Raw genomic sequence first — 15,531 nt, 5'->3', positions numbered from 1 at the left:
GGGGCGCCAGACATGCCGGCAGACCAGGCTTGAGAGCACATGCCGAAAGCTGCGCATCGGCGGACCTAGATCAGGTCCGGTCCGGCGGGGAGGCTCTGCGCGGCGCCCAGCAGGGGGGCGCCGTAGGCTCCTTCGCCGTCGAACGCACCTTCCAGCCAGTCGTGCGTGGCTGAATAGTAGCGCCCGACCCTGGCCTCCATGCCCGCGAACATCAGGTAGCCGACCATGGCCGCCTTGCCGCCCAGCGCAGAGCCGGCGAAGCTTTCGAAGTAGGCCTGTTGGCTGGTCAGCCAGGCCAGCGCCGCCTCAACGTCGACGCCGCCGGCGCCGGCTTCGTCCAGGCCGATGACGACGTCATAGGCCTTGCGCACGGCGCTCGCGAAATCCAGTGCGCCATAGCTGGCGGTGAACGCGCCTGCGCCCTCGCCCTCGACACCGAGATTCACCGCGAAGTTCAAATAGCGGTTCGCCTCGCTGAAGCGGGCGTAATAGGCGTCGGTCAGGTCGTTGGGATTGTCGGGACTGTCCACCAGCCAGGACAGACCGGCCCGGCTCGGCGCCTGACCCGTGAAGAACTGATAGGCCTGCAGCGCCACCGCCGAGGTGGGCCTGGCCAGCTCGACGACGCCCTCGACAACCTGCTCGCGCGTGGCGAGACCCGCCTCGAACCGGGCGATCAGGTCCAAGAGCGCCCGCTGCGCCGCATAGAGCGGATTGGCGACGATCGAGCCGTCCGGCAAGGTCAGATTCGGGGTCGCCCCTTTGGTTGATCCCGGCTGAAGTCCCGCGACGGCGTCGAAGCCGCTTTCGATGCGGTCGGGTGTGAGCGACGGTTCCGGTTCCGGTTCGGGTTCAGGCTCCGGTTCCGGTTGGGGCTCCGGCTCGGGCTCGGGGGTGTCGTCGTCGAGGATCGTTCCGTTCACGCGATCGATCTCCACCTGCGCGCCCCGGGCGGTGATGATGATGCTGAAGGTCTCGTCGGCTTCGGGATCGGCGTCGCCCTTGGCGATGAGCGTGATGGTTTTTGTGGTCTCGCCGGGAGCGAAGGTCAGGTAGCCCTCGTAGTCCTGGCCGTCGACCATGTCATCGAGATCGGCGGGATGGGCGCCGCGCGGCGCAAGCGTCCAGTCCACATAGGTCCATTGCGACAGGTCATCGCCGGACCGCTCCACGGTGAAGGTGAAGACCGTCTCATCGCCCTCATCGCCTTCGGCCCGGGCCGGCGCGTCGCTGCGGATCGACACCCCCGGCGTGGAGGTGGCGTCATCGTTGTTGATGCGACCCTCGATGGTCAGGGCGTCAGGGTCGAAATCGGCCTTGGCCGGGTCGGGGGCGATGCTGAAGATGAAGCGCTCGTCCGGCTCATGATCCGCGTCGCCGCGCACGTGGAAGCGCACGATGGCCGTGGAGGAGCCCGCCTCGAACAGCGCCGTGCCGGACGGCCAGACGCCGTCTTCGAAGTCGTCCTCGTCGGCCGAGGCGCCCGCGGTCGCCGGCCCGACCGACCAGTCGATCTCGAGCGCCTCGCGCAGGTCGCCCGAACGGGTGAGCTCGACCGACATCTCCCGGCCCTCGTCGATCCACCCCTCGGCGCCATAGAGGCTGGTCCACATGGCGTTGGGGTCGATGGCGACGCTCTGATTGGGGCCGTCGTCATTGCGCACCCAGCCATAGGCCTCGGACTGCGTTCCGAGCGCCACGCCGGTCGGGTCGCTGAGGGCGACGACGAAGTTCTCGTGCGGCTCGCGCTCGTCGTCGCCGCGCACCTGGATGGTGATCTCGACGCTGTCTTCACCCGGTTCGAATTCGACGAGACCGGTCACGGCGATGAAGTCGTCGGCGTCAGCGGCGTCGGAGCCCGTGCCGCTCACCGTCCAGGTGACGCTGGCCGCCGCGTCGAGCGGCCCGTCGCGGGTGACGCGGAACGTGAAGGGGGTGAGGTCGGCGGCGCCGCCTTCGTCCTTGTCGGCGTCGACAGCTTCGATGGCGGTCGAGGGCAAGGCGAAGCTGATCGTGCGATAGCCGAAGAGATCGCCCTGGCGCAGGACATAGCCGCTATAGTCGGCGCCGGCGTCCAGTGTGATGTCGACGCCGCCGATGGTCAGCACATTGCCGTCGCCGAGCACCGCCGTCAGGCCGGCGGCGTCAAAAATCTGCAGCACGTCCCCGGGCGCGAAGTCGCTGATCACATCACCGGCCATCTCGGCCAGGGTTCCGGCGAAGACATCGTCGCCGGCGCCGCCGGTCAGGGTGTCGGCGCCCGAACCGCCGCGCAGGCGGTCCGCCGCAGAGCCGCCGATCAGGATGTCCGCGCTGGGACCCGAGGCGAGATTGACCGCCGCGGTGAAGGCCGAAGCGTCGAACCGCACGGGCAGGTGGCCCACGAGGCTGTAACCCTGTTCGGACAGGAGGACATGTTGGCTGGACGCCAGCTCGACGCGATACGGACTGGACGCAGCCTCCCCGGTATCCGCCGACGCGTCATAGGTGATCCGCAAGGTCTGACCGGCGAGCGGGCTGAGGGCGGTGTAGAAGTCGTCTGCAACGAAGTCCCTGCTCAGGCCGCGGTAAATCTGGAACCAGTTTCCGTTGCCGCCCTGCCACTGAAACAACCCTGCCATGACCGCCTCCCCTTTTGATTGAGGTTCGCCTCTAGCGTGCAGGCGCACAGAAGGGATTGACCCGGCGTCCAAAGATTTGTCCTGACGTCCAGCAGTGTCGGGTGGAGGGCTGACGGCCCCATCCGCGACCGCTAGGGGGCGGTCCTGCTTGGAGTGACGGGCCATGTCGACCATTCCGCTGTTGAAGTTCTCAACCGGCGACTTTGACGAGCGCGAGCGCCTGGAGGCCTGGCGGTCGGCCATCGCGCCCATGTTCGACATCGCCGCCACGCCGGACGATCCGAAGCGTTTCTCCGGCGAGGCGCTGAGCGCTCACCTGGGCCCGGTGATCGTCGGCGGCACGCGGGTGGACGCCCTGGCCTATGAGCGCACGCCGTTGAAAATCCGGGCCGACCAGCTGGACTACTATGTGGTGCGCTTCGATTTCATCCGCGGCGCCGACAACCGGCCGGTGGACCGCACGCCGATCATGATCATGGACATGGGGCAGGCGCTGGTGCGTCCGCCGGCCGCCATGGATTGCGTCTGCCTGTTCGTGTCCCGGGACGCCATGGATGCGGTGATGAACAACGCCGACGCTCTGCATGGCCGCACCGTCGACGGGGCGCTCGGCCGGCTTTTGGGCGACTACATGATCTCCCTCGCCGACGCCGCCGATCAGATGACCCTGGAGGAGGCGCCGCGGGCTGCGGCGGCGACCCAGGCTCTGCTGGCAGCCTGTCTCGCCCCCGGCGCCGAGAACAACGAGCGGGCGGCGGCGCCCTTGCACGCCACCCTTCGCCGGCAGGCCCGGCGCCTGATCGAGGCGGAGCTGCTCGACCCGGACCTGTCGGCCGAGACCCTGCAGGCTCGCCTGCGCATTTCGCGCTCGACCCTCTACGCCCTCTTCAACGAGGAGGGCGGGGTGGCGCGCTACATCCAGTCCCGACGCCTGGCAGCGGTTCACCAGGCCCTGGCCGATCCGGACGAGCGCCGCCGCATCGCCGATGTGGCCGACGCTTTCGGCTTCGCCAACGAGGCGCATTTCAGCCGGGCGTTCCGGCGCCAGTTCGGTTATGCGCCGAGCGAAATCCGCGGTTCGGGCCTGTTCATCCCCACGCGGCCGCCGGCGGACGACGCGCAGATCACCGACAAGGACGCCCACACCCGCATGGCCGCCTTCCATCGCTGGCTTTCGGATTTCCGATAGGAGGCGGCCTGGCCGCGCGTACGGCTAGAAGAGGTGATCGAGACGAATGGTTCTTCGGCGATCAGCCCTGCCCCGTACGAGGCGGGGTGACAGGCATCGACGAGCAGGTGGGCGACACGTCGACGATGCTGCGCGTTTCAGGCCAACAACTCGGTAGGAATTCCCAAACTCATGCCGGCGTCAGCCATGCGTCTGTCTAGGGTCTGCACCCGTGCGCCATGATCAAAGGCGACCGCCAAATGCAGCGCATCGCCGGCTCTAAGCCCCAAGCTATGCTGCTCGACAAAGCGCGCGGCGGTCCGAAATTGTGTCTTCGAGACGCCCACTACGGTGAAGCTTTCGGCGACGAGTGAATTGAAGGCTGCAGTCGCCGCGGCGCGATGCGCAAGATCGATCTGATCTGTTCGAACCTTAAGCGCCAAGGCTGAAGACACCTCGGTGACGGTCCAATCGCTGATCAGCAACTGATCGGGCTTTTGCGAGGCAAGCCAGGTCTGAATTTGATGGGTGGCCGGTTCGGCGCAAAGTGCAGCGATGATGAGCGAGGTGTCGAGGTACAGCATCAGTACCGATCATCATCGCGCATCAAGCGTATGAACTCGGCTGCGCCCTGCTCTTGCACCGGTGCGGAGGCTGTCAGGGCTTTCAGGGCCATCGCATCGACCGGTTTGCGAGGGCTGGGAGCCGCTGTAAGGCGCGCGACGGTCTTGCCGCGGCGGGTGATCGCTATGGCTTCACCCGCTTCAGCACGGTCCACCAACTCACTCAGATGGGCCTTGGCCTGGGCCAGGCTGATCATGTCCATCTCACGGCTCCTGACCATCTAGTTGGTCATTTAGCAGATATGAGCATTGCGCACCAGCCACTGCCGGATGCCGCGCACCGCTTCGGAGGCGGGGCGCCAAGTTGCGTGGATCCGCGAAGCCGGCGAAGGGTTCAAAGGGCCGAGCAGCCTGACACTTGGGGCCAGCTAGCCGGTTTCACCGGATCGGCGCCGACGGCGGGGCAATGGCGGTCGCTGGACCTAAAGGCTCACTCAGCGGCGTAGACGACCGGGTGGGTGTGCGCCCAAAGGTGCGCCCGATAGGTGTCGAAACACTGCTCGCCGCAGATCAGGCGCATGAGGGCGCCTTCCGCCAGGAACCGGGCGCGTGATGGATCCTCGGAGACGAGCGGGATCAGCGCCTCGGCGTTCCAAGCCTTCGAATGCTCGATGTCCAGCTGTGCGTGAAGCGCGAAATACTTGCGCGCTTCCGGCGGCGCGCCGACCCGTTTGAGGCCGGCGTCCACGCACGCAACCCGCGTGGGCGCCGTCAGTTCGACGACTCCCAGGGCCCCGATCGAGTGCCAGACATAGCGGCGGCTGGTGGCGAAGGCGGTGAGGGTGTTGGCGAGGCAGAGCGACTGCCAGAGCGTCGTGTCGATGGTGGGCGTCAGACCAAGCAGAGCCGTCGTGCGGGTGAGCATGGGGCCATGCATCCCTTTGGCGTTGCCCCGGCCCATTTCGTCCCAGTAGTTGCGCGCCAGTTCAAGCTTGGCGCGATCCGGAACCTTCACCTGGGTCATGGCCACCAGATCGTCGAAGCCCGCCTCGCCGGCGGCCTCCTGGGTGAGGAACCATTTGAGATCCTCGTAGGAAGCCTCGCCTTCCAGCCAGTCGAACAGAGGATCCCACTGGCCCGGGCCGTCATCCTTCAGAGCCTCGAACCAGGCGATGAAACCATCGGGATCGCTGGGCACGTCGCTGACCAGCGGCGCGACCATCGCCCGGAACGCCTCGATAAAGTGACCCTCAATGCGCTGCATGCGGGCGTTCTCATTGATTTCCTCCCGCCAGTCGTCGGTGGGAACGGCGGTCGCCAGACGGCGATGGTTCCAGTGCGCCAGACCCCTGTGCAGCGCCTCGGCGTCCGGAAACTGCGGGCTGAAGGCGCCGAGCGCGGCCAGTTTGTCGCCACCAAACATATCGATGTCCCATATCTTGCGCGCAGTCTCATGCGCGTGTGGCCGACAAAACGGCATGAACTTCAAAGGCGTTCCTCTGTCGGCAAGCCGACGGCGTCGCTGTTCACATCCTGCGCCAACCATTTCGGCTCCTTTTGCGTTGAGCCTGGAGCCATAGGGAGGGAGGACTTGGAGCAAGACGTCTGGACGCCTTACTGCGGGGCGGCGCCGAAGCCCTCGGACCTGTGGACGTCGTGGAACCTCGACCCGGTCCTGCTGGCGGTGCTGGCCGCCGCGACCTTGGCGATCATCCTGCGGCTCAGGGCGCGCGAACGCGCATTCGGGATCGCGGCGATGGGCGTGCTCGCCATCAGCTTCGTTTCGCCGCTCTGCGCTTTGAGTTCGGCCCTGTTTTCGGCGAGGACGGTCCACCACGTCCTGCTCGTCGGCGCCGCGGCCCCGCTGTTGGCCTGCGCGACGCCCACGCGTCGAGCGGGACCGCTGGCCTTGATGCTCGCGCTTCAGACCGCGGTTCTATGGGGTTGGCATGCGCCCGCGGCCTATGGGGCGGCGCTATCCGATGATCTCACCTACTGGCTCATGCAGCTCAGCCTGTTGGGAGCCTCGGTTCTGTTCTGGCGCTCCGTCGCCGCCGCTTCGGCGCCGGCCTCCATCGGCGTGCTTCTGGCGGCGATGATCGCCATGGGGCTGCTCGGCGCTGTCCTGACCTTCGCGGACCTGCCGCTCTATGCACCGCATCTGCTGACGACGACGGCCTTCGGTCTGACGCCTCTGGAGGATCAGCAGACCGCCGGACTTCTGATGTGGGCGCCGGCCTCGGCGATCTATCTCATCGCGGCTCTGCTTCGCCTCAACCGTCTTCTGGCTCCGGCCAAGGTGATGGCCGCGTGATCGCCCGGCTCTTCCAGGAAGCCTTGGAATGGGCGGCCGGCCATCATGACGAGGGGCGCTACTCGCCCGTGGCGATCGTCTTCCACTGGAGCATGGTCGTCCTCGTGATCTTCCAGATCGGCTGGGGTTTCTGGATGGGCCGCCAGCCGGTCGGCGGCGCCATGGTCGCCGCCTACGACGTTCATTTCGCCGTTGGAATACTGATGCTGATCCTGGTGGTCGGCCGGCTGGCCTGGCGCTTGATGGCTCCTGACTTGGTCAATGACGCCGACAAGCCGGGTTGGGAGAGCCTGGCCGCCCGCGTCACTCACTACGTCTTCTACATCTGCCTCTTCGGGCTGCCCTTGAGCGGCTGGGCGATGATCTCCGCAACCGACCGCACCCGCCAGCTTGAGACGCTCGGCTTCATTCCTTGGCCGCTGATGCCTTTGCAGGACCTGTCCAACACCCGGCTCTGGGCGATCGAGGCCGCGGCCGAATGGATGCACTGGGGACTTGTGCTCGCCTTGCTGCTGATGATCCCGATTCACGCCGGCGCGGCGCTCAAACACCACCTGATCGATCGGGACGACGTGTTTCACGCGATGCTGCCGGTCGCGCCGCGGCTTCGACCGAGGCGGACACGCTGGCAGAGGCGTTGGCGGGCCTTGGAGAAGCAGGTTGCTTCGACAGCCAAAGGGCTATGGCGCGGGTTTGTTCGTCCGAAAGCGACTTGACCGCTGCGGCCATGACGCCCCGCGGATCGTTGCGCCGCTCGCCCGCGCGCCAGCGCTCGATCTGCTCGACCGTGTAGGCGTAAGGCTGGGCGGCCAGGGCCGGGCCGGCGGCGCCGGCGCCTTCGCCATCCCGTCCATGGCAGGCGGCGCAGGACATGATCCCGGCTTTTGAGTCTCCGTGGAGATAGAGCGCCGGCGGCGGAGCTGCGGCTCCTGCCTTCGGAGCCGGCAGGGCGGCGTAGTAGGCCGCCACAGCCCGTCTGCCGTCCTGGTCGAGCGCCTTGGCGATCCGCTGCATCTGGTCGTCCGGGCGAAGTCCCGCCGCATAGTCCTCCATCTGCTTTTGCAGATAGCCCGCTTCCAGGCCGGCCAGCCGAGGGGCGGCGGCGCCGTCGCCCTGGCCTTCCAGCCCGTGACAGGTGAAGCAGGCGTTGGCCGCGCCGCCGGCGCCCCCGCTGAAGGCGATGGTGCGTCCGTCGGCGGAGAAGAGGCGGTCCGTGCGGCCGGGCGCAGCGTCGCAAGCGGCCAGCAGGCCGAAGCTGAGGAGAGAGAGGAGGGCAGGCGCGCGCACCGCTAGCGAACCCGTCGTTGCGGCGAAGGTTCCGACATGCCGCCGGTTCTGTGGAACCCCGACAGCCGCCACGGATTGTTCAGCCAAGCTTTTTCGGGGGGCTGATGCAGCGAACCAGGGCCGGTCGGAGGATGAGAGGGGCGCTTATGACCGCGCCGCTGCTTCTGGCCGCGTGTGTCGACAAGGCCGATCTGCCCAGGCCGGTGGCTCAGGGCGATCCGCTTGAAGGCCTGGCTGTCATTCGTCAGTCCGGTTGCTCGGTGTGTCATGCGGTCCCCGGCGTCGCCTGGCCGAAAGGACGCAGCGCCGGCGACCTGGCGGGGTTCGGCGCAAAGCCCCTCATCGCCGGGCGCCTGCCCAACCAGCCGGAGATTCTGATGCGCTGGGTGATCGACGCCCCGTCCCTGGATCCGGACACCGCCATGCCGCCTTTCGCCCTGACCCGGGACCAAGCCCGCCATGTGGCGGCCTATCTCTATTCGCTCGATGACCAGTGAACCCATCCCCGGAACCACCCGGTGGCCGCCCGTGGTGCTCGATCCGGCGGGGCCGTTTGCCGGCCCCATCGAGACGGTGGCCTGGGTGCTCTTTGTCATGGCGGGGGTGGTCCTCGCTCTGGTTCTGGCCGCTTTGGGCGTAGCGCTCTTCGGGCCGCGCCCCTGGAGGCAGCGGGTCGGCGCCGAGCGTCTGGTGTGGGTCGGGGGGCTGGCCTTTCCCGTCGTGGTCCTTACCGGCCTTCTGATCTACGGTCTGTCCACGACCGCAAAGCTCAGCGCCGAGCCCAGGCCCGGCGAGATGCGCATCCGCGTCACCGGAGAGATGTGGTGGTGGCGCGTGGCCTATCTCGATGAGCGGGGCCGCGAAGTCCTGCAGGACGCCAACGAAATCCGCATTCCCGTCGGTCGGCCCGTGGTGCTGGAACTGGAAAGCGCCGACGTGATCCACAGCTTCTGGGCGCCGAGGCTGGGCGGCAAGACCGACATGATCCCCGGCCGGCGCAACTTCATGCGTCTGCAGGCCGACGCGCCCGGCGACTATCAGGGCCAGTGCGCCGAATACTGCGGGGGACCTCACGCCCTGATGGGTCTCACGGTCGTCGCCCTCGAACCCGAGCGTTTCGCGGCGTGGCGCCAGATGCAGGCGCAGGAGGCAAAGCCCGTGGCCGCGCCGCAGACAGCGCCGCTGATCGAGCGGGGGCGCCAGGTCTTCGATGCGTCCGGATGCGGCGCCTGCCATACGATCCGGGGCACGGACGCCAACGGGCTGGCGGGACCCGACCTGACCCATGTGGGTGGGCGACGCACCCTCGGCGCCGGGATCTTGCCCAACAACCAGGGCACGCTCGCCGGCTGGATCGCCGACAGCCAGGGCATCAAGCCGGGCAACCGCATGCCCTCCTATCCGGTGCTGAGCGGCCGCGACCTTCGCGCCGTCGCCGCCTATCTGGACAGCCTCAAGTGAACGGGGACCCGGGGCTGGATCCCGAAATCTACGAACGCTTCCCCACGAAGGGACGCCGTCCGAGGGACGAGCTGAAGACGCTCGAAGCGGTCTGGTGCGGACCGACCAAGCCGTGGGAATGGATCACGGCGATCAACAACAACTTCGTCGGCGTCTACTACGTCGGCGCGGCCATGCTGTTCTTCGTCCTGGCCGGGGTGCTGGCGCTGCTCATGCGCACTCAGCTGGCCCTGCCCATGACGGGATTCCTCGCGCAGGAGACCTACAACCAGATCTTCACCATGCACGGCACGGTGATGATGTTCCTCTTCGCGGTGCCGGCGGTGGAGGCTCTGGGGGTCCTTTTGCTGCCCCAGATGCTGGGGGCGCGAGACCTGCCGTTTCCGCGCCTTTCGGCCTACGCCTTCTGGGCCTATCTGGTCGGGGGCTTGAGCTTCTTCTGCTCGCTGTTCTTCGGCCTGGCGCCCAACGGCGGCTGGTTTATGTATCCCCCGCTCACCGGGACGACCTATTCGCCGGGCATCAACGCCGACTTCTGGCTGCTGGGCATCGGCTTCATCGAAATCTCCGCCATAGCCGGGGCCATCGAGATCATCGTCGGCGTCCTGAAGACCCGCGCTCCGGGCATGACCCTCGACAAGCTGCCGATCTTTGCCTGGGCCATGCTGATCTTCGCCTGCATGATCGTCATCGCCTTTCCGTCGGTGATCCTGTCGACGTTGCTTTTGGAGCTGGAGCGCGCTCTGGGCTGGCCGTTCTTCGATGCGGCCAAGGGCGGCGATCCGCTGCTTTGGCAGCATCTCTTCTGGTTCTTCGGGCACCCCGAGGTCTACATCATCTTCCTGCCGGCGGCGGGAGCCATGTCGACCATCATTCCCGCCGTGGCCCAGACCAGGCTGGTGGGCCACCGGCTCGTGGTGATGGCGATGCTGGCCACCGGCTTCATCAGCTTCGGCGTGTGGGCCCACCACATGTTCACGACCGGCATGCCGCGTCTGTCGATCAACTATTTCAGCGCCGCCTCCGCGGCGGTCAGCGTGCCGGCGGGGGTGCAGGTCTTCGCCTGGATCGCCACCCTGGCGGCTGGCAAAATGCGCTTCAACACCCCCGGCCTCTTCGCCGTAGGGGGGCTGGTGATCTTCGTCATGGGCGGGCTGACCGGGGTGATGGTGGCCATGGTGCCCTTCGACTGGCAGGCCCACGACAGCTACTTCATCGTCGCCCATCTGCATTACGTGCTGATCGGCGGCATGGTCTTTCCGCTGTTTGCCGCCATCTACTACTGGCTGCCCATGAGCAGCAGGCGGCCCCTGTCCGAGCGTTGGGGCAAGTGGATCTTCTGGCTGATGTTCATCGGCCACAACGTCACCTTCATGCCCATGCACCTCAGCGGCCTGATGGGAATGCCCAGGCGCGTGTACACCTATCTTCCCGACCGCGGCTGGGAGCTGCCGAACCTGATCTCCACGTTCGGCTCCTTCCTCTTCGGTCTGGCGGTCATGCTCTGGATCATCGACATGATCCGCAACTTCCGCCCCTTCGGCGACAAGGAGGCGGGCAACCTCTTCAATGGTCCGGGCCTGGAGTGGCTTCCCGCCGGCTTCTACTCGCTGCGTTCCATCCCTGTGATCACCAGCCTCTATCCGGTCTGGGAGCAGAAGGGCCTGGGCCGCGACGTGGCCGCTGGCCGCTACCTCCTTCCCGGCGCGCCGCGCGGCGAGCGCGAGACCATCGTCACCAGCCCGATCACCGCCCAGCCGCAGTATCTGCTGCGCATGCCGCGTCCCTCCAGCTGGCATGTCTGGGGCGCCGTGTTCACCGCCGGCTTCTTCCTGATCCTCACCGTTCAGGCCTATGTCGCCGCCGTGGTCAGCGGAATCCTGGCCGTCTACTGCCTTTGGGAATGGGCCTGGCGGCTGGACCGGCCGCATCGTGCAGCGACCGCCGATGTCGGCGGCGGGGTGCGCCTGCCCACCTCGGTAAGCGGACCGATGAGCCATGGCTGGTGGGCGATGGTCATCACCCTGACCGTCTCGGGGATGGTCGCGGTGATGGCGGGCTTCTCCTACGTTTTCCTCTGGAGCCGTCGTCCCGATCTTTGGCGCGCGCCGCCGGATGCGGCCTCCTTGCTGATCACGCTCGGCTTGCTCGCCGCCTGCGCTCTTGGCGCCTTCGGTTCGGTGAGGAGCCTCAAAGGCGCCAGGCCAAGCCTGGCGGCGGCGCTCATGCTGACCGCCAGCCTGGCCGCCGCCGCCGCCTTCGCCGTGGAGGCCGGCGCCTGGTGGTCTTCGGGTCTTCGCCCCGACGCCAACAGCCAGGGCGCGACCGTCTTCGCCCTTTTGGCCTGGCAAGGGGTGTTCGCCGGCATCGGGCTGCTCATGGGGCTGTTCGCGCTCATGCGCCGGCTCTTCGGGCTCGTCACGCCGGACCGTCCGGCGACGTTCGAACTGATCGGCCTTTTCCTGGGCTACACGGCCGCGCAGGGCGCAGCCAGCCTGTTGCTCGTGCGGCTCCTGCCCGGAGGGGGCGCATGAGGTTCTGGCTGTGGGGACTTGGCGGCCTTTTGATCTGGGCGCTTCATTTTCTGGGCCTTTACGGACTGGCCAGCGTCGCTGATCTGGCCACGGGCCGCGCGGACGGATGGCGCGCCGCGGGGCTCGGCTTCAGTCTGGCCTGCCTGCTTGCGACCGCCCTCTACGCCGTCATGCTCGCCAGGCGGCTTCGTCGGGCATCGAACGCGCCGGTGCAGGTCTTTGCGCTCGGCCTCGGGCTGACCGGCGGCCTCGTGGCGGCCATCGGCGTCGTCTTCCAGTCCCTTCCGCTGCTGCTGCCCGTCTAGGGGCGAAAGTCCGCCGCCGGTGAACCTTCGGCTCCCGACGGGGTTAGCTCCACGGTTCAGATCACAAGGGAGGAGCGGCCATGACGGCTCGCGGCGGCGTGGAGGCATGGCTGAGGGCCGTGCGGGATCTTCTTCTGGGGTTTCCCATCGCCCTTTTCACATCGGCCATGCTCACCGATATCGCCTATCTGAAGACCGCCGAGCTGCAGTGGTCCAACTTCTCCGCCTGGCTGATCACGGGCGCTCTCGTTGCGGGCGCGCTCGCCCTGATCGCCGCCTTGATTGAAGTCCCCGCCGCCATCGCCCGCGGCGCCAACGGCCGCAACGCCATGACCTGCGCGATCGCTCTCGCCCTGGCCTGGGGCCTGGGTCTGGTCAACGCTTTCAAGCACAGCCAGGACGGCTGGAGCTCGGTGGAGACCTTCGGCATGATCCTGTCGATCCTCTCGACGCTCCTGGCGATCGTCGCCGGCCTCTTGGCCTACGCGCCCGAGGAGGACGCCCGATGATCAGATCACGTCTTGCCGCAGGCGCGGCCCTCATCGCCCTGAGCGCGGGTCTGTGGGCCTGCGGAAACGCCAGCGATCCGAAGCTCAACCAGACCGGGCCCAATCCGGACCTGCCGGCGCAGAACCAGAGCCTCGTCCCGCCGATCAAGATCTCGCCGCCCGCCGGCTGGGGCGATGACAAGCCGGTGGTCCCCGCCGGCTTCGCCATCACGCCCTTCGCCAACGACCTTAAGATTCCGCGCCAGATGCTCATCCTGCCCAACGGCGATGTGCTGGTGGCCGAAGGACGAGGGGACAGCGCGCCCCGCCTTCGTCCCAAGGACGTGATCGCGGGCATGATCAAGAAGAAGGGCAACACCCAGATCGAAGGCGGCGATCGCATCACGCTTCTGCGCGACGCCGACAACGACGGCGTGCCCGAGGTCCGGACGGTCCTCGCCCAAGGCCTCAACGCTCCTTACGGCCTGGCCTATGCCGACGGCTTCCTCTACGTGGCCGCACAGGACGCGGTTCTGCGCTTGCCGTTCCAGCCGGGACAGACGGGGATCGCCGCTCCGGCGCAAGAGCTGACCAAGCTGCCCTCACGCCTCAATCACCACTGGACCAAGGCCATGGCTCTCAGCGGCGACGGCTCCAAGCTCTATGTGGGGATCGGCTCCAACAGCAATGTCGGCGAGCGCGGCATGGCGGTGGAGGAGGAACGGGCGGTGGTCTGGGAGATCGACCGCCTCACCGGCGCGCGGCGCACAATCGCCACCGGCATCCGCAACCCGACGGCCCTGGCGATCGAGCCGAACACCCAGCTTCTCTGGTCGGTGGTCAATGAGCGCGATGAACTGGGCCCGCAGCTCGCGCCCGATTACCTGACCCAGGTGCGCGACGGCGCATTCTACGGCTGGCCCTACAGCTACTGGGGCCAGAACGTCGATCCGCGTGTGAGGCCGCAACGACCGGATCTCGTCGCCAAGACGGTGAAGCCGGACTACGCCCTGGGCTCTCACGTGGCGGCGCTCGGCCTCGACTTTGCGCGGGCGGGCGGCTTTGGCGGCGGGTTCACGCAAGGCGCCTTCATCGGCATGCACGGCAGCTGGAACCGACAGGACCCCTCCGGCTACAAGGTCGTCTGGGTTCCTTTCCAGGCCGGACGCCCCTCCGGTCCGCCGGCGGATTTCGTGAGCGGCTTCCTGAAGGACGGCAAGGCGCGCGGCCGCCCGGTAGGCGTGGCGTTCGACCCGGCCAAACGCATTCTTCTGGTGGCGGACGACCTTTCCAACACCGTCTGGCGCGTGGCGCCGGCGGCCCCTCAAGGGACCAACTGATGCGCGCCCTCTCGTTTTTGCCGTCGGTGCTCATCGGCGCCGTCGCCAGCGCCCGCTCGATGACGCCCATGGCCGCCCTGGCGGCGGCGCGCCTGGCCGGCAGGCGCACGCCGGGGCGCCTCTTTCTGCTCGATCATCCGCTGTTCAAATTCGGCGGGCTCGCCATGGGTGTCGGCGAGCTGCTCGGGGACAAGATGAAGTCCGCCCCGGACCGCACCGTGTTCCTGGGGCTTCTCGCGCGTGTGTCGAGCGCGGGCGTCGCCGGCGCTGCGCTTGCTCCCAAGGGGCGTGAACGCACCGGCGCGCTCCTGGCGGTGGCGACCGCCGTACCTCTGGCCTACCTGACCCTGGCCGGCCGAAAGCAGGCCATGAAACGCATCGGCCAGACGCCTTCAGGCGTGATCGAAGACGCCATGATCGTTGCGGCGGGAACCGCCGTTGTGGCCTCGACCGTAGGCCGCCGCCGAGCCTGAGGCGGCAGGCGCGGTCGCAGGCCTTTGGCGATCATGGCGCCGCCAGCCATGGCGCGCACATCGTCGACGATGAGGCTGGCTGCCCGGGCGGGAGCCCGCATGAACTCGCTCGCGTCTGCGGCGTTAGCAGGGCTCCCCCAATCTCGGATTTGGAGCCTCCGGATGCACACCAACGAAGACCATATCAAACTCGTCAACGGCCTGGTCGAAACCACCATCGACAGCGCCGACGGCTATGAAGCGGCCGCCAAGGAAGCCGACGGCGCCAGGTTCAAGGACCTCTTCGAACAGCGTGCCCAGGAACGCCGGACCATCGCGGTGGAGCTGCAGCGCGAGGTGCGCCGCCTGGGCGGCGAGCCCAAGGATGACGGGACCATCCTGGCGGCGGCCCATCGCGTGTTCCTCAATCTGAAGGACGCGGTGACCAAGGGCGACCAGGCTGTCGTCGACGAGGTCGAAGCCGGCGAAGACCATATCAAGGCCAAGTATGAAAAGGCCCTTCAAGACACCGATGTGGACGTGCAGACCCGTGCGGCCATCGAAAAGGCCTGGACCTCGGTGAAGTCGGGCCACGACCAGATGCGCGACATCAAGCACATGCTCAAGCACTAGCGCCCAAGGCTGCTGAAGCCGACGCATCCTCCTGCAGCTGACCGCTAGCCTGCGGAGGGTGCGTCGGTCGGCGCCGGATAAGCGCTGCTCGGACTTTACGGCGCAGGATGAGCGCCCGGCGGGCCATTCTCGCCTGAAGCTACTGCTACCTCCCGAGGCGACGCCCAAGTTTGGCTTGCGCTTCGGTTTCGCCCAAATGAGTGGCGTCCGTCTAACCCCTCCCATCTCTCACGCCTTGCAATCCCAGCGCCGCTAGCATGACAGCGTTGACAGTCTCCAAAAAAGCAATTTAATTTAATTAAGTCGGACGAACGATCCGACCTGTGAGCTTAAGAGCCGGACGCCAAGTCCGGACATGGAAGGAA

At 67.2% G+C, this 15,531-nt stretch carries 15 protein-coding genes and 1 pseudogene; 11 read left to right on the top strand and 5 right to left on the bottom strand.

Annotation, left to right across the window (positions count from 1 at the left end; translation table 11 throughout):
* Positions 1–65: 65 nt before the first annotated feature.
* Positions 66–2,621 carry a Calx-beta domain-containing protein gene (locus P7B02_RS03980; protein ID WP_277785007.1) on the bottom strand — a complete coding sequence of 852 codons (2,556 nt, stop codon included), beginning with the start codon at positions 2,619–2,621 and terminating at the stop codon, positions 66–68.
* A 163-nt stretch (positions 2,622–2,784) separates the two neighbouring features.
* Between P7B02_RS03980 and P7B02_RS03975 the strand changes: the two genes are divergently transcribed.
* Positions 2,785–3,810: a helix-turn-helix domain-containing protein gene (locus tag P7B02_RS03975; protein WP_277785006.1), complete on the top strand. Its 1,026-nt coding sequence runs from the start codon at positions 2,785–2,787 to the stop codon at positions 3,808–3,810.
* Positions 3,811–3,947: 137 nt separating this feature from the next.
* On the opposite strand, the gene P7B02_RS03970 is transcribed toward P7B02_RS03975, so the two are convergent.
* The 3 genes from P7B02_RS03970 to P7B02_RS03960 form a co-directional block, all read right to left on the bottom strand.
* Positions 3,948–4,373, bottom strand: coding sequence for a type II toxin-antitoxin system VapC family toxin (locus P7B02_RS03970; protein WP_277785005.1), 426 nt, complete (start codon positions 4,371–4,373; stop codon positions 3,948–3,950).
* Positions 4,373–4,615: a type II toxin-antitoxin system Phd/YefM family antitoxin gene (locus P7B02_RS03965; protein ID WP_277785004.1), complete on the bottom strand. Its 243-nt coding sequence runs from the start codon at positions 4,613–4,615 to the stop codon at positions 4,373–4,375. Before P7B02_RS03965 ends, P7B02_RS03970 begins: the two co-directional genes overlap by 1 nt.
* Positions 4,616–4,842: 227 nt before the next feature.
* Positions 4,843–5,775, bottom strand: coding sequence for an iron-containing redox enzyme family protein (locus tag P7B02_RS03960; protein ID WP_277785003.1), 933 nt, complete (start codon positions 5,773–5,775; stop codon positions 4,843–4,845).
* Positions 5,776–5,943: 168 nt separating this feature from the next.
* On the opposite strand from P7B02_RS03960, the gene P7B02_RS03955 reads away from it, so the two are divergent.
* Positions 5,944–6,666, top strand: coding sequence for a cytochrome c oxidase assembly protein (locus P7B02_RS03955; RefSeq protein ID WP_277785002.1), 723 nt, complete (start codon positions 5,944–5,946; stop codon positions 6,664–6,666).
* Complete coding sequence (locus tag P7B02_RS03950; protein ID WP_277785001.1) at positions 6,663–7,382, top strand: cytochrome b; 720 nt, start codon at positions 6,663–6,665, stop codon at positions 7,380–7,382. Before P7B02_RS03955 ends, P7B02_RS03950 begins: the two co-directional genes overlap by 4 nt.
* Before the next feature lie 7 nt (positions 7,383–7,389).
* Here P7B02_RS03950 and P7B02_RS03945 read toward each other — a convergent pair.
* Positions 7,390–7,953: pseudogene (locus P7B02_RS03945) on the bottom strand (c-type cytochrome); the annotation flags it as partial.
* A 146-nt stretch (positions 7,954–8,099) separates the two neighbouring features.
* Here P7B02_RS03945 and P7B02_RS03940 point away from each other — a divergent pair.
* From P7B02_RS03940 to P7B02_RS03905, 8 genes are all read left to right on the top strand, one after another.
* Positions 8,100–8,450, top strand: a complete 351-nt coding sequence (locus tag P7B02_RS03940) for a cytochrome C (protein WP_277785000.1) — start codon at positions 8,100–8,102, stop codon at positions 8,448–8,450.
* Entirely contained in the window at positions 8,440–9,414 is a 975-nt protein-coding gene (coxB, locus tag P7B02_RS03935; protein ID WP_277784999.1) for a cytochrome c oxidase subunit II, read from the top strand. The genes P7B02_RS03940 and coxB overlap by 11 nt, the downstream gene beginning before the upstream one ends.
* Positions 9,411–11,948, top strand: coding sequence for a cbb3-type cytochrome c oxidase subunit I (locus P7B02_RS03930; RefSeq protein WP_277784998.1), 2,538 nt, complete (start codon positions 9,411–9,413; stop codon positions 11,946–11,948). Before coxB ends, P7B02_RS03930 begins: the two co-directional genes overlap by 4 nt.
* Complete coding sequence (locus P7B02_RS03925; RefSeq protein ID WP_277784997.1) at positions 11,945–12,253, top strand: hypothetical protein; 309 nt, start codon at positions 11,945–11,947, stop codon at positions 12,251–12,253. The genes P7B02_RS03930 and P7B02_RS03925 overlap by 4 nt, the downstream gene beginning before the upstream one ends.
* Before the next feature lie 80 nt (positions 12,254–12,333).
* On the top strand, positions 12,334–12,762 hold the full coding sequence (locus P7B02_RS03920; RefSeq protein ID WP_277784996.1) for a DUF2231 domain-containing protein: 429 nt from the start codon (positions 12,334–12,336) through the stop codon (positions 12,760–12,762).
* Entirely contained in the window at positions 12,759–14,081 is a 1,323-nt protein-coding gene (locus tag P7B02_RS03915; protein WP_277784995.1) for a PQQ-dependent sugar dehydrogenase, read from the top strand. The genes P7B02_RS03920 and P7B02_RS03915 overlap by 4 nt, the downstream gene beginning before the upstream one ends.
* A complete protein-coding gene (locus tag P7B02_RS03910; protein WP_277784994.1) occupies positions 14,081–14,554 on the top strand; it encodes a hypothetical protein in 474 nt (157 codons plus the stop codon). Before P7B02_RS03915 ends, P7B02_RS03910 begins: the two co-directional genes overlap by 1 nt.
* 162 nt (positions 14,555–14,716) lie before the next feature.
* Positions 14,717–15,166, top strand: a complete 450-nt coding sequence (locus P7B02_RS03905) for a PA2169 family four-helix-bundle protein (protein ID WP_277784993.1) — start codon at positions 14,717–14,719, stop codon at positions 15,164–15,166.
* The last annotated feature ends 365 nt before the right edge of the window (positions 15,167–15,531 follow it).

The sequence above is a fragment of the Caulobacter segnis genome (assembly GCF_029543125.1).
GTDB classification, from domain to species: domain Bacteria; phylum Pseudomonadota; class Alphaproteobacteria; order Caulobacterales; family Caulobacteraceae; genus Caulobacter; species Caulobacter segnis_D.
Note: the sequence above shows the minus strand (reverse complement) of the source record. Positions and strands in the feature narration are given on the sequence as shown.

Bases quoted from the DNA above. Each gene is read 5' to 3' on its own strand.
- P7B02_RS03980 (WP_277785007.1), bottom strand. From the start codon at position 2,621: ATGGCAGGGTTGTTTCAGTGGCAGGGCGGCAACGGAAACTGGTTCCAG.
- P7B02_RS03975 (WP_277785006.1), top strand. From the start codon at position 2,785: ATGTCGACCATTCCGCTGTTGAAGTTCTCAACCGGCGACTTTGACGAG.
- P7B02_RS03970 (WP_277785005.1), bottom strand. From the start codon at position 4,373: ATGCTGTACCTCGACACCTCGCTCATCATCGCTGCACTTTGCGCCGAA.
- P7B02_RS03965 (WP_277785004.1), bottom strand. From the start codon at position 4,615: ATGGACATGATCAGCCTGGCCCAGGCCAAGGCCCATCTGAGTGAGTTG.
- P7B02_RS03960 (WP_277785003.1), bottom strand. From the start codon at position 5,775: ATGTTTGGTGGCGACAAACTGGCCGCGCTCGGCGCCTTCAGCCCGCAG.
- P7B02_RS03940 (WP_277785000.1), top strand. From the start codon at position 8,100: ATGACCGCGCCGCTGCTTCTGGCCGCGTGTGTCGACAAGGCCGATCTG.
- coxB (WP_277784999.1), top strand. From the start codon at position 8,440: ATGACCAGTGAACCCATCCCCGGAACCACCCGGTGGCCGCCCGTGGTG.
- P7B02_RS03925 (WP_277784997.1), top strand. From the start codon at position 11,945: ATGAGGTTCTGGCTGTGGGGACTTGGCGGCCTTTTGATCTGGGCGCTT.
- P7B02_RS03920 (WP_277784996.1), top strand. From the start codon at position 12,334: ATGACGGCTCGCGGCGGCGTGGAGGCATGGCTGAGGGCCGTGCGGGAT.
- P7B02_RS03915 (WP_277784995.1), top strand. From the start codon at position 12,759: ATGATCAGATCACGTCTTGCCGCAGGCGCGGCCCTCATCGCCCTGAGC.
- P7B02_RS03910 (WP_277784994.1), top strand. From the start codon at position 14,081: ATGCGCGCCCTCTCGTTTTTGCCGTCGGTGCTCATCGGCGCCGTCGCC.
- P7B02_RS03905 (WP_277784993.1), top strand. From the start codon at position 14,717: ATGCACACCAACGAAGACCATATCAAACTCGTCAACGGCCTGGTCGAA.